This window comes from Salipaludibacillus agaradhaerens, from assembly GCF_002019735.1.
Taxonomy (GTDB): Bacteria; Bacillota; Bacilli; order Bacillales; family Salisediminibacteriaceae; genus Salipaludibacillus; species Salipaludibacillus agaradhaerens.
Genome location: NZ_KV917378.1, coordinates 111,519 through 124,946, shown reverse-complemented (window position 1 = coordinate 124,946; position 13,428 = coordinate 111,519). Strand labels below are relative to the sequence as shown.

Annotated in this window: 11 protein-coding genes; 1 reads left to right on the top strand and 10 read right to left on the bottom strand. The window is 38.9% G+C overall.

Going from position 1 to position 13,428, the window contains the following annotated elements; all coding sequences use genetic code 11:
- Positions 1 to 10 precede the first annotated feature (10 nt).
- The 10 genes from BK581_RS00615 to BK581_RS00570 all read right to left on the bottom strand — a co-directional run bounded on the left by BK581_RS00615 (position 11) and on the right by BK581_RS00570 (position 12,730).
- A complete protein-coding gene (locus tag BK581_RS00615; protein WP_078576136.1) occupies positions 11 to 1,369 on the bottom strand; it encodes a UDP-N-acetylmuramoyl-tripeptide--D-alanyl-D-alanine ligase in 1,359 nt (452 codons plus the stop codon).
- Positions 1,370 to 2,833, bottom strand: a complete 1,464-nt coding sequence (locus BK581_RS00610; protein ID WP_169837818.1) for a UDP-N-acetylmuramoyl-L-alanyl-D-glutamate--2,6-diaminopimelate ligase — start codon at positions 2,831 to 2,833, stop codon at positions 1,370 to 1,372.
- Positions 2,834 to 3,014: 181 nt separating this feature from the next.
- Entirely contained in the window at positions 3,015 to 4,952 is a 1,938-nt protein-coding gene (locus tag BK581_RS00605) for a stage V sporulation protein D (RefSeq protein WP_078576133.1), read from the bottom strand.
- Positions 4,953 to 5,043: 91 nt separating this feature from the next.
- Positions 5,044 to 7,236 (bottom strand): penicillin-binding protein, encoded by a 2,193-nt coding sequence (locus BK581_RS00600; RefSeq protein ID WP_078579812.1) that lies wholly within the window; start codon positions 7,234 to 7,236, stop codon positions 5,044 to 5,046.
- A 279-nt stretch (positions 7,237 to 7,515) separates the two neighbouring features.
- On the bottom strand, positions 7,516 to 7,887 hold the full coding sequence (ftsL, locus tag BK581_RS00595; RefSeq protein ID WP_078576131.1) for a cell division protein FtsL: 372 nt from the start codon (positions 7,885 to 7,887) through the stop codon (positions 7,516 to 7,518).
- A 12-nt stretch (positions 7,888 to 7,899) separates the two neighbouring features.
- Positions 7,900 to 8,835 carry a 16S rRNA (cytosine(1402)-N(4))-methyltransferase RsmH gene (rsmH, locus tag BK581_RS00590; RefSeq protein WP_078576129.1) on the bottom strand — a complete coding sequence of 312 codons (936 nt, stop codon included), beginning with the start codon at positions 8,833 to 8,835 and terminating at the stop codon, positions 7,900 to 7,902.
- 26 nt (positions 8,836 to 8,861) lie between these two features.
- Positions 8,862 to 9,293, bottom strand: a complete 432-nt coding sequence (mraZ, locus tag BK581_RS00585; RefSeq protein WP_078576127.1) for a division/cell wall cluster transcriptional repressor MraZ — start codon at positions 9,291 to 9,293, stop codon at positions 8,862 to 8,864.
- Between the two features lie 112 nt (positions 9,294 to 9,405).
- Positions 9,406 to 11,040: a bacillithiol biosynthesis cysteine-adding enzyme BshC gene (gene bshC, locus BK581_RS00580; protein WP_078576125.1), complete on the bottom strand. Its 1,635-nt coding sequence runs from the start codon at positions 11,038 to 11,040 to the stop codon at positions 9,406 to 9,408.
- Positions 11,041 to 11,457: 417 nt separating this feature from the next.
- A complete protein-coding gene (locus BK581_RS00575; RefSeq protein ID WP_078576124.1) occupies positions 11,458 to 11,838 on the bottom strand; it encodes a DUF3397 domain-containing protein in 381 nt (126 codons plus the stop codon).
- Complete coding sequence (locus BK581_RS00570; RefSeq protein ID WP_078576122.1) at positions 11,831 to 12,730, bottom strand: 2-dehydropantoate 2-reductase; 900 nt, start codon at positions 12,728 to 12,730, stop codon at positions 11,831 to 11,833. The genes BK581_RS00575 and BK581_RS00570 overlap by 8 nt, the downstream gene beginning before the upstream one ends.
- A gap of 190 nt (positions 12,731 to 12,920) precedes the next feature.
- Here BK581_RS00570 and BK581_RS00565 point away from each other — a divergent pair, with 190 nt between their 5' ends.
- A complete protein-coding gene (locus BK581_RS00565) occupies positions 12,921 to 13,403 on the top strand; it encodes an N-acetyltransferase (RefSeq protein ID WP_211273947.1) in 483 nt (160 codons plus the stop codon).
- The last annotated feature ends 25 nt before the right edge of the window (positions 13,404 to 13,428 follow it).

Genomic DNA, 13,428 nt, shown 5'->3' with positions numbered 1-13,428 from the left:
GAACTCCTTTCTAGTGCCTATTCAATTCTTTGATGAGTTGCTTTATCAAATCGCGGTTTGCACCTCTATATAACACGAGGCTCGTATTTTCAATGATTTCTTTTAAAGGAATGATAGCTTCTGAGTGGGTCACATAATGCTTATAATTTAGTTTATCGTTGTCCACTCTCTTTAATGCCTCTGCAACCCAAAAAGCTTTGTCCCCTATTGTCAGCACATCTGTAATAGGTGAAAATATTGAGGAAGCAGCGCTCTCATGAAGCGCCTTCTCACTTTTTTCTCCTTGGAAACCATCGTCAATAATTAGAACTCTTCGCTTGAAAGAACCTAACTGCTTGAGCAATTTAATACCGTATTCATTATTAAATTGCTTCTCTGCCAACGCTTCATATATGATGATTGTCCCACGTACTGTGCCAATTTCGATAAATTCTAAATCACCTAAATCCAGCTGACTGAGAGATCTTTTAATATGTTCTGCATCGATACCTAGATGAACACACGCGGCAATAGTAGACGTGATAAGTCTTATGTGTTTGCTGAATATGCTTGGAAGCTGAAAAGCCAGTCGAATACCTTGAATACTAAATGTACACGTATCTTCATGACACATTTTTTCATCAATGTTGAACATGTTTTCTGGACTTTCTCCGTAAAAAAATACGTCTGTTTTCCATTCTCTTGAACGAAAATAGGTGTGATCACCGTCAACAATGATAGACCCGCTTGCTTTCATTGTGTCTTCAATGAGAACGGCATGTCGGAGAAGAGCTTCCTCCTTCTCCTCTTTATCAACGGCCAGCAAACTAATTGAAGGGGTTAGTAAGTTGCCTAGAGTTCTTACCTTGTTCGATTCCCTAGCATCCACTTCACATATTAAAGCATCTGTTTCAAGAGGCATCTTCAAAATCGTTTCAAGCATACTTTTCTCGTCAGCTGCCAACCGATCTATCCCATGAACATTATAGGGGTCCGTTAAGAGCTTCACAAGAATTTTTTTTGCAGCAATGCGTGTTTCATCTCCCACTACAGCAATTCTAACGGGATCAACCTCAACTAAATATATTTTTGCCAATTGTCTAACAGCTTCCATAGGATCCTCTACTACAAATACTGTTATATTATCAAACAATGAAGGAGACAAAGGGACTGATTTTTTCCAAAAGGTAGCACAAGCACCTGATTCAACAGCTGCTTCAATTAATTGATGACCATCAAACCCTGGTTCCTCAATTGGCACATAGATGTCTCCTGATTCAATCGTTTTCACATCAAACGCGATTCCCTTGGCAGAGAACGTGATAGGAAAAGCTCCATGAATTTCTGAACAAACATGTTTGATAAGCTGATAATCTAGGTGACCCATCATTTAAAAGCACTCCTCCAATGCTTCTTTAGCAACAAGCCTGTCATCAAAATCATACGTTGTATTTCCAATAATTTGATATGTTTCATGCCCTTTACCTGCAATTAGAATAATATCATCTTTCTTGGCTTGACGAACAGCTGCATAAATAGCTTCCTTTCGATTTTCAATGACAGAGTATGTGTTTTTGGACAATCCTTTTTCCATATCCTCTAAGATGGCCTGCGGATCTTCAGATCGTGGATTATCAGAGGTCAAATAAACATAATCAGCTAGTTCTTCTGCAATACGCGCCATCTCAGGACGTTTTGTACGATCACGGTCTCCCCCACAGCCAACAACAACAGCTATTTTCTTCTTCGCAAATTCTTTGATCGTTTCTAAGGCATTCTTCAAACTATCAGGTGTATGAGCATAATCTACAATCACATGCACCGGGCTATCCACATCAACTTTTTCGAATCTGCCAGAAATACCTTGCACATTGCTTATGCTATTGATGATAGAGGTTATAGGGACTCCTGACGCTGCTGCAGCTGTAATAGCAGCTAACGCATTATAAACTGAAAACCTTCCAGTTAGCTTTAAGCTTATATCGTAAATATCATTTCCTTTCACAAGCTGAAAATCTGTTCCTGACTCATGAATGTGAACATTGATAGCACGATAGTCAGCATGTTCACTAAGCCCGTATGTCAATATAGGAACAGCTGTCATCGTTTCTAATTTATCAAAATGAGCATCATCACAATTTAAAACAGCGATATTTTGTTTGCCATTTCCATAGCCATTACCCAGCTGGGCAAATAACAACCCTTTAGCTCTCCCGTAGTTTTCCATCGTTTTATGGAAATCTAGATGATCCTGAGTTAAATTTGTAAAAACACCGATGTTAAAATCTACGCCATGTACCCTCCCCATTTCAAGAGCATGGGAAGAGACTTCCATCGTGACGGCTTCAACTCCCATTTCATACATGTCAGCAAAGCCGTGTTGAAGTGTGAGAGCATCAGGTGTCGTATTCTTAACCTCTACTTGCTTGCCTTTATATTTCATATACATCGTGCCGATAATACCCGTTTCTATTTGATGGTCACTTAAGATTTGCTGGATGAGATGTGTCGTTGTTGTCTTACCGTTTGTACCAGTAACGCCAATCATATGCATACGGGTGCTTGGAAAATGATAATAACTAGCAGATATGAGCGCCATTGCCCGTTTGCTGTCTCTCACTTTGATAACTGGTATACTAACATTCAAATCCTCTTCTGCAACAATAGCTACTGCTCCAGCTTCCACAGCTTGTTTAGCAAATGTGTGTCCATCAACTGTATAACCTCGTATACAAAAGAAGAGGCTTCCCTTTTCAACTTTTCGATTGTCCATTGCTAAGTGAGAGATAGGTGGATTACCTTCACTTACCATCTTATAAGACGGTAGTACATCTATTAAATCGTGCAATAAAATCATCATAATTCCCTCTTTCATTCCTTTTAAAGCTTTAAACAAACTAGCTAACACACATAAACATAGTTTAGCGGTTAAAACACCCTAACACAAAAGTTAAACTGTTCTTGTTAAAGCACATATTAGTTTATTGATATGTTCAGTTTCCTTTTACCTTTCCCTCAGACCGTCTCTGTTTATTTTACTGGTCCTCATCCTGTTTGTCACCCATATATATGCGAATTGTTGAACCTTCTTCAACTCTTATACCTGGCTCAGGTGATTGCAAAATAACTTCTTCCCCTTTACCATCTACTTCAAGCTTTAATTGATAATAAGATTCATTAATCTCTCTTACAGTGCGACCGATTAAATCTGGGACTTCTATTAATGGTATGTCACTCCAAGTTTGTTCTTTTTCAATTTGCCCTTCACGTTTAGGGACCCCCATCGCTCTAAGTCCATCTTCAATTATTTTTCCGACAATCGGAGCTGCTACTACGCCACCGAATTGCACCGTATCTTTTGGATTATCAATAGCAACGTAGACAACAATCTCAGGATCATCCGCTGGCGCAAATCCAATGAAGGACACAATATGGTTATTCTCTAAATATTTACCATCTTTCGCTTTTTGAGCGGTCCCCGTTTTTCCTCCAACACGATAACCATCGACGAAAGCACCTCGCCCTGTCCCTTTAGCAACAACGTGTTCTAGCGCCATTCGTATTTCAGCAGATGTCTCCTTGGATATCACTTGCTTTTTCATAATGGGGTCATTCTCTACTAATATCTCCTCACTTAAAGGGTCTAACCACGCTTTTGCTAAATAAGGTTGATATAAATGTCCACCATTGACAGCAGCGGCCACTGCCGCTACTTGTTGAATCGGCGTAACAGAAACACCTTGCCCGAATGACGTCGTGGCTAACTCTAAAGGCCCCACTGCTTCTTCATTAAATAGAATACCGGTCCCTTCCCCTTGAAGATCAATCCCGGTCTTCTCGCCAAAACCAAAGTCATGAATATAATTAAATAATTTTTCTGTCCCTAGTTTTTCTCCCAATTTCACAAAACCAGGGTTGCATGAGTTTTGAACGACTTCCAAAAATGTCTGCATGCCATGCCCCCCTTTTTTCCAACAACGGAGTTTATGGCCAGACACTTCGATAAATCCCGGATCATTAAATTGATCCTCTTGCAAATTAACCTGCCCTTCTTCTAAAGCGGCGGCCAATGTAATTATTTTAAATGTCGATCCAGGTTCATATTGACTCCATATCGGTTTATTCTGATTGTAAATTTCCGGTGCTACCTCTTGATATTTTTCTGGATCAAAATCAGGACGAGAAGACATTCCTAGAATTTCTCCAGTTTTCGGATTCATGGCAATAGCCATTGCCCCATCAGGGTTATAAATAGCTTCTGCTTCATCAAGCTCGCGCTCAATAATCGTCTGAATTTTATCATCTATCGTTAACTGAAGATGCCTCCCATCAGCAGGTGCGGTGTAACGATCTGCTAAGTCTGGCATACGTCTTCCTTTCGCATCTGAATAAAATGATACGAAACCAGGTTCCCCACTTAACATGTCATCATAATACAACTCTAACCCAGTTAAACCCTGATTATCGATACCAGCAAAACCTAGTACATGAGATAAATAATTTCCTTTTGGATAGTGCCTTAAATAATCCTCGGCTACGTAAACCCCTGCAATGTTAAGGTGTCTAACTTTAGTTGCTAATTGATTTGTAATTTTTCTCCCCTCGGGATTTATTCGCACGATCGATTCATTTTGTGTCATTTTTTCATAAGCTTTTTCCGTTGACATGTTCAGTATGGAGGCTAATTCTTCTGCGGCTGACGCCGGATCTTCCAACTGCCGCGGCACAACTAAAATCGAAGGGGCAGTCACATTCGTAGCCAGTACTTCTCCATGGCGATCCAATATTTCTCCTCGCTTGGCTTCAAATGGGATATTACGTCCCCATAAATCTTCCGCTTTATTGGATATATCGTCTCCAAGCACCACCTGCACATACCACAGTCTTCCTATCATCACGGTAAAAATAAGCACGCCTACAACAAGCGTTAACATTAATCTTTTACGAACTGTTACATATGATACTCTTTTCATACGGAACCTCCTGAATGGCAGACAATTTGGCTTGGTTCAGACATATGAAAAAAATGGACAGGTTAGAACCTATCCATTCTATGAAAACACTTTAATCCATAAAAAAGTCATTTTGATCTTCCGACTCTACTGTTTCTTCATCTTCTTCCGTAGTTTTTTCCTCCTGATCAGATTCTTTTTTGCTAGACAAATCAATCATCATACGATTTACATCCTTCATACTACTGCCAGGAGATGGTGTTTGTCCTTTAACAAAACCAGACCCTTCCACTTCCATGTCAATGCCTGTCACTTCTTCAAGTAAATAAACATTTCTTAATGACCAGCCTGTCAAATCCGGTACGAGAGGATCATCATCATCTGTTAGTAGAATAATTTTTTCTCCATGTATTAATTCCGTACCTTCTAAGTGTGACTGTTTAATGATCGTTTCCCCATCCCCTATTAAGGTGACATCAAGACCTTGGTTAGAAAGATCATTATAAGCTTCCTCTGTCACTTTGTCTTCATAGTTCCCTATTTCGATCGTTTCTTGGACAGAGGATACCTCTTCCTCTTCTGTCGGGGCAATATTCATATATTGAAGACTTTGTTCCATCACTTGTTTAAAAATCATGGACACTGGCTCAGAGCCCGCCTCATCGACCTCTAAATTAGGCCGGTCAACAGCCACATATACGATGACTTCTGGGTCATCTGCCGGAGCCATTCCGATAAATGAGAAAATATTATTCCCATGCCCTGTCAAATAACCGCCCTCTTCACTCGGAATTTGTGCTGTACCCGTTTTACCAGCTACATCAAAACCATCGATAGCAAAAGGCCTACCAGTACCCTCTTCAGCGGTTATAACTGTTTCAAGAATTTCTAAAACACGCTCAGCTGTTTCTTCTGAAATAGGTTGACTCTTTATTTCTGGCTCACTTTGATAAACCACTTCTTTGGTTGTAGGGTCAACAATACGCTCCACAATATATGGGGTCATCATGTTCCCTTCATTTGCAATGGCTGTCGCTGCTTGTACTTGTTGTATCGGTGTTATGGCTGTCGCCTGGCCGAAAGCCGTTGTGGCTGCATCAATTTTATACTGATCTGCAATTAAACCTGGGCTCTCATTCGGAAGATCAATGCCTGTTACGTGGCGAAAACCAAAAGCATCGATATAGTCATAAAGAGTCTCTGGACCGAGCTTTTCTAACGCAAGTTTCGAAAATGCCACATTGGAAGAGCGTTGAACACCTTCTAAATAGGAAATCTCTCCCCAACCCCGTCCTTGATTGTGATCTCGAACTGTTTGGTCTATCACTTCATAACTACCAGACTGATAAGTTTCCTCTGGATTAAATACACCTTCTTCAATTGCAGCAGCCAACGAAAATACTTTCATTGTAGATCCAGGTTCAAAGCTTGACGTTACGGCAAAATTCGTATAGTTTTCAATATTTTCATACTGATTAGGATTAAAACTTGGTCTATTGGACATTCCCAGAATTTCACCTGTATTCGCATTCGCCACAATTGCTATCATTCGTTCTGGCTCAAATTCTTCATCGACTTGATTCATTGTCTGTTCAATTGCCATTTGAATGCGGGAATCGATCGTTAAATAAACATCTTGTCCATTTTCAGGTTCTTCAATCACTTCGTCAACATTCAATAGTCGGCGATTCCTACCGTCCTTCTGATAAGTAATGTACCCATCAGTTTCTTGTAAGTACTCATTAAGACTACTCTCAAGTCCCATTCTTGCAACAGACATATCTCTCTCAGTATACCCTAGTATGTGAGATGCGAAAGTCTGTTTAGGATAATAACGACGAGGGTCCTCCCTAAATAAAATACCATCTAATTCTAGTGCTTCTACTTCTTGTTTCTTTTCATAACTAATATTTTTTGCACGTGCCCCTAATTCAACCTGAACGGCGTCACGCGTCAGTTGCGCTTCCAATGTTTCTTGATTTATATCTAAAACATGACTCAATTCTTCAGCTGTCGCTTGCGGATCACTTACATAACTATCGAATCGCTCATCTAATACAGCAACAATTGTGTAAGACGGAATTTCCTCAGCAAGCACTTCCCCATTAGTATCAAGGATAGAACCTCTCTTACCTTCCAATGTTTCAGTTTGTGACCACCTTTGCTCCAATAACGCCTTGAGATCGGTTCCCTGTACTTCTTTAGCTGCTTGTATATAAATAAAACGGGAAAATAAGGCAGCAACCGCCACAAGCAGAATAAATAGGAACCAAAGTGCTCTTTTCGTCAATCGGCTGCTCTTCATTTGTTCCACTATGTCCCCTCCCAAGCTGACACTTTATATATTTTTTTATAAAACGGGCCTTCAATCAGGGGCGTTGTCGTAGTGCGCCACTGATTGGTCGTTGCGTGAATCAGGACATGAGCGTCCGTTCTCTCCCACCTAAATAGATTTAGCTCTCCTTTTCTATTTTAAACCAGGGGGCGGACGGTTAACTGTGATAAATAAAGAAAAATCACCGCCTGTTATCTCCCAAAAGAGACGTTAACGGTGTCATGAAAACAAGCCATCGTATTGAATTAGTCACTCATTGCTATGAATAACTTTGACGCTCTCGTCATTCAGTTTCATCCCAAGCTCATTTTGAGCAATATCTAAAATTCTTTCAGGATCAGATAGTTCCTTCACTTGGAGTGTAAGACCCGAGTTGACATTTTCTTGATTATTTAATTGGGATTCCACTTGTTGCATCTCATGATTTAGTGAGTACATTGTGGCATAATTCGACACAATGGCGTAAGTAACCCATACAACAGCAATTAATGCCATCGCATAAATAACTTTTTCTCCTTTAGTGATCCCACCTTTAAAAACACGTTCTCTTACCTTTTTCGTTTCTTTTTCACGATGTGGGACATAGTTTTGTTGAACTTTCTTTTCTACTAACGGGCTCATATCCAATCCTCCTTATTTGTTTTTTTCTGCAATTCTTAATTTAGCTGAATGAGCGCGATGATTCGCTTCTAACTCTTGTTCATTAGCTAAAATAGGTTTTTTATTAATAAGCTTCAATTCAGGCTCAAATTCATCAGGGAGAACAGGAAGGCCTTTAGGAAGCTCTGGATAGCTGCTTTTACTTTTAAACACTTGTTTACAAATCCGATCCTCAAGTGAATGAAACGTTATAACAGCAATCCTTCCCCCTGGTTTTGTCATAGCTATGGCATCTTCAAGCGCTTCTTTAAAGACATTTAATTCGTCATTCACTGCAATGCGGATTGCTTGGAATGTCTTTTTGGCAGGATGCCCACCTTTTCTTCTTGCAGGTGCAGGGATCCCTTCTTTTATTATGTCGACCAATTGAAAAGTCGTCTCAATAGGAGAAACTTCTCTCTGTTTCTCAATTTTTCTAGCGATTTGTTTGGCAAACTTCTCTTCTCCGTAGCGAGCAAGTATTTCTGTTAACGCATTGAAGCTCCATTCATTCACCACATGATAAGCGGTAAGATCTTGCTCTTGATTCATTCTCATGTCAAGAGGTGCATCAAACCTGTAACTAAAACCTCGTTCTGGTTCATCGAATTGCGGAGAAGAAACACCAAGATCAAAGACAAAGCCATCTACTTGCTCAATCTCCCTTTTCATCAGCTCTTCTCTTAAAAACCGAAAGTTTTTATGTACATATTCAACATGAACAGAAGATTCTTTCAGCCTTTCTTTTGCAAAAGACAAAGCGTTTTGATCTTGATCAAAAGCTACGAGTCGTCCTTCTGATGATAGCTCTTGAATAAGTCGTTCGCTATGACCTCCACCACCTAATGTGCAGTCCACATAGATACCACTTGGTTGAACAGCTAGTCCTTCAACTGTTTCGTCTTTTAATACTGTTTCGTGTTCAAACAAATAGAAGCTCCTCCTTTCAATCTTCTCTACAATTCGAAATCTACGATGCCTTCTGCAATTTCAGCAAAGGAATCCTCCGACTCTGCAAAGTAATCCTCCCACACGTCTTTACTCCATATCTCCACTCGATTAGAGACCCCGATAACGACACACTCTTTTTCAAGCATGGCAAATGAACGTAAGGTTGATGCAATATTAACTCTCCCTTGTTTATCCAATTCACATTCAGTCGCTCCTGAGAAAAAAAACCTCGTGAATGCACGAGCATCTTTTTTAGTGAACGGAAGGGTTTTTAATTTTTGCTCTAATTGTTGCCATTCCTTTTCAGGATAAACAAATAAGCATTTATCCATTCCTCTTGTCACTACGAAGGTGGACCCAAGTTCATCACGGAATTTAGCTGGCACAATCATGCGCCCTTTATCATCAATATTATGATGGTATTCACCCATGAACATAAGGGTCCACCTCCTCCCCACTTTATAACACTAATTTACCACATCCCCCCACTTTAAACCACTTAGATTTTAAAAAAAATAAAAAAAACATTGTGGCAAATGCCACAACGCCTTATAAATCAACGAAAATATGAGTTCCTTCATTAAGATTCTTTTTTTGTTTTATCAGCTTATAAAATAATCTACTTACGAGATCTGGTCCGAAAGCGTTAAGGAATGGATAAATATTCAAATGCCGTTCTTGCCATACTGTATGGGGCCTTATTTCAGCCTCTAGCTGGTTTAACCTTTTTATATGAGTGGCATGATGCGATAATTCCTTGTCTTCTATTTTCCGTTCATAGGTGGCCAATTGCTGAAACAATCTCGTTTCAAATTGATGATTTATCGCGTCAATATCATATTCAATGGGGCCTAAACTCTCTGTCAATTCGTTCATCCATTGCTTTAATTGTCTTTTCGCTTTCTTCATGACCTTATCCTTATTCACTCGCTTCTTAGAATGGATGATTCTCTCGATCGTATCAGCTACACCATAGGTTAGCACGTCATCTACGGATAAATTATACCTTTTTAAATTTTTTTGAGAACGTCGAGATAATAATGTAAGGTGATACCTCGGGAAAACGAGAGGCATCTTCCTATCAAAGCAGTGAAAAACATCCTTTAACACCCCCCAGTATCTCACTTCTCCCGGTCCTCCAATAAAGGTATGTACAGGTAATAATAAATCTTGCATAACTGGACGGGTCACCACGTTATTACTCAATTGCACTGTCCCTTCTTCGACTTCACGAAGTAATGACTCCTCTGTCCAAATTCGGGAACCAGCTTTTTCTCTAAATCCTTTTTCTGTTCTTTCAAGTAAAAAGCGTTGGCCACCTTCGTGAAAAAAGAGATGAGCGTTACTTTTGTCTATTGAGATAGGTTCTCCTAAACCCATCGCTTTAAAGTGGTCTGCTTGTTCACTAAACGCTTGATTAATTGTCTCATTGTGCGCTACCATTTTTGCAAAAAAAGAACGCTCGATCCGACGAATTTCTGGGTCAGCAGCGTCTAATAAGACTAAATCTGTATGACTAAAAAGACGCTGAACGATTTTTGCAAACCATTGTGTATATGTTAAGTCATGAGATAGATCATCCATTAATTCTTCATATAATGTTTCAGTAAAGGATGTCTCTCTAAGAAAACTGAATGCATGAGCTATTTTTTCACGCGTCATATCTAAATCAATCAATCGTTCGGACACAGATTGCTTTAGCTCATTGCGTTCTGGAATACTTACTCGCTGTACTTCCTCTCCTTCATGGAAAAAGGTATGATTTACTTCATCAATATCATGATCCTCTCCAGCAATCCAAAAGATAGGAATAACCGGCACAGATAATTCTTCCTCAAGTTTAGCAGCCTCTACCAAAATCGTTATCATCTTATTGATTGTATAAAGAGGGCCTGAGAGCAGTCCTGCTTGTTGTCCACCGACGACAACGACACTATCAGCCCTCTTCAATCGTTCAATTTGGCGTAAAGCAGCCCCTGAGGCGTTTAGCTTCCTGTTAAATTTCATTAGTGCCTCAGCAAGCTCTAAACGTGGGAAGTTCAAGGTCATCAATTCATTATACCTTGCAGCTCGATCGGCTTTATTTAATCGATAATCAAAAAATTTCATAATCTTCTGGTCATCGTTTATATACTTATGTATGAAAGATGTGTGATCCTCATGTTTAGAAAAATGTAACTCCATTGCATTCAACCTTCCCTTTAGACATGAACGCCTTCTTTTTAAGAATAAACCGATCTTTCAACAGTGGGCGTTCCCGTACCTCCCCCACTAGTTGGTAGTTGAGTGAATCAAGACTTTAGCGACCGTTAGCTCTCGATAGGCGACGTTTTTACGGACGGTTATCCGTGATAAAGATGACTAGCGTGTTTTATGACGTAGCAAGTCTCATTCAATCACGTTTAATAGACACCACTCTTTTAGACTTCTCAATTCGAGCCAAGCAAACAGTGTCGCTTTACGACCCTTAAACTCATTTAACGGTTAAGGAAATCTCTTTTTCATTGTTTAAAAAAGAAGACAAACATTTCGTCAGTCTAAAAATTCTGTTTTAGTATAACAGAATAATGCATTCTAACCAATAAAACAGACTTTATTATCTTATGTCATAACTGAAATAATCAAGCCATACATTATGACTATAAAATATAACAGAAAGAAAACGACGAACTGAAAACGCCATACCCCTTTAAACACCCGTTTTATATCAATTTCTTCATAGTTTTTCCAATGTACAAATGTAAAAACAATAGCTGTTAATAAAAAAAACATCACTATGAGCCATCCCGTTCGAACACCCCATATTTCATATACCATAAAATACACAGAAGCAATGAACAATAATACTGTCGCGTCAACCGCAATTTTAAATGAACGTTGTTTATTTTGAGATACTTTCATAATAATTAAATAAAAAATATATAAACCTAACAAAGGCGCCGTTATGAGTGTTGCTGTTATAACAGCAGTAACTTCAGCCATGGCTGTTCCCCTTTTCCAATGATTTAATTTTGCGATAAACGGATTCTAAATGGTTAATTTGTTTTTTTTGCTCATGACCTTTCGTCAAAAGATAACCGACTATCGCATCAATCTCTGTTTCCTTACCTGCCTTAAGATCAGCTCTCATTGAGGATGTATTTTCTGAGGTCTGTTGGATAACATTTTTCACGAGCATCCAATCTTGTTCTGATAATCCAAGAATTTGAATAGCCTCGTTAAATAGTAACTTGACTTGCTTTCTCAACCCTGACTCTTCTAATAATCGCCCATTTTTAACATTATATATAGCAGTAAGGGGATTGATAATTGCATTGATTAACAATTTTTTCTTAATTCTTATCTCAATAGATGCCTCCCAAACTATTGGAAAATGAGAGGGTGCTTTGAGCTCTAATTTACGAATAATCGATTTTAAAGAAACGGGGCCGCCCGTGTACAATTCCCCAAAGCCGTGATGAATAACATGCGTTTGAGATACTTTCTCAGCACCATGCGTTACAATACCCGCGATAATCGGATGAGGCAACACTTTATTTGCTTTTTCTAAGTGACCCATACCATTTTGTAAAAATAAAAGTGGTGTCTCTAACGCAATCTTCTCTCTTGCCCAAGTAAACCACCTATCTAGGACTGTTTGTTTGAGAGTAACTATCACCAAATCTGCTTCTAGTTTGTTAATATGAGCCTGAGGCACAGCTTCAAGCATCATCGTTTTCTTTTCTTGCTCACTCGTATATAGTAACCCCTTTTTGCCAATAGCATCAGCCTGTTGAGAGGTCCTCGTTACAATTAATAAATTATGTAAATAACTATTTAAACAACTAGCTGTTAGTAAGCCTATGGAACCGCCACCTATAATTGCGATATTCATTATATAAACCCCTTATTTTTATACACACTTGCCAACATTTTAGCACATATTGTATCTCATAATTTATGAAAAATAATTAAGAATGCGTTTTCATTTCATTTTTTTTCAATTATAATAATTGTTATAAGGAAGTAATAACTTAAATCCTTGTTAATTGAATTTTAATGACTTTCGTTCCGGAGGGATACGTATGATTTCATATCAAGTAGTTAAACTGAAAGTAAACTTCAAAACATTAGAAGAGTTTGAAAATTTCAGAGAATATGGTCAGCAAGAATTATCAATGAAAGAAGATTTAGAAGACAATATTGTGGAGAATGATAGTGAGTCACCCTTTTACGGTGTCTATTACGGCAATAAGCTAGTCGGCCGAATGAGCCTTTATCAAATAGACAAAAAGTATGATCGGTATTTTGATCCTCCTCAAGATTATTATGAGTTATGGAAATTAGAAGTTTTGCCGGGTTATCAAGGAAAAGGCATTGGTAAAACACTCGTAGATTTCGCCAAAAGCTTAGGACTGCCCGTTAAAACAAACGCCCGTCAGCGTTCAGATGAGTTCTGGCATAAACAAGGTTTTGAAGCACTCACATATAAGACGGAGAGAGATAGAGGAGAAAATCCATTTGTATGGTTCCCGACAGGCGTGTCTGAGAAAAAAGAATTATCGTAATTCATTCGTAAAACAGGCAGCTTGA

Coding starts and splice junctions, on each gene's coding strand:
- BK581_RS00605 (WP_078576133.1), bottom strand. CDS start 4,952: ATGAAAAGAGTATCATATGTAACAGTTCGTAAAAGATTAATGTTAACG.
- BK581_RS00575 (WP_078576124.1), bottom strand. CDS start 11,838: ATGGCTGAAGTTACTGCTGTTATAACAGCAACACTCATAACGGCGCCT.
- bshC (WP_078576125.1), bottom strand. CDS start 11,040: ATGGAGTTACATTTTTCTAAACATGAGGATCACACATCTTTCATACAT.
- BK581_RS00570 (WP_078576122.1), bottom strand. CDS start 12,730: ATGAATATCGCAATTATAGGTGGCGGTTCCATAGGCTTACTAACAGCT.
- BK581_RS00615 (WP_078576136.1), bottom strand. CDS start 1,369: ATGATGGGTCACCTAGATTATCAGCTTATCAAACATGTTTGTTCAGAA.
- mraZ (WP_078576127.1), bottom strand. CDS start 9,293: ATGTTCATGGGTGAATACCATCATAATATTGATGATAAAGGGCGCATG.
- BK581_RS00565 (WP_211273947.1), top strand. CDS start 12,921: ATGATTTCATATCAAGTAGTTAAACTGAAAGTAAACTTCAAAACATTA.
- ftsL (WP_078576131.1), bottom strand. CDS start 7,887: ATGAGCCCGTTAGTAGAAAAGAAAGTTCAACAAAACTATGTCCCACAT.
- BK581_RS00600 (WP_078579812.1), bottom strand. CDS start 7,236: ATGAAGAGCAGCCGATTGACGAAAAGAGCACTTTGGTTCCTATTTATT.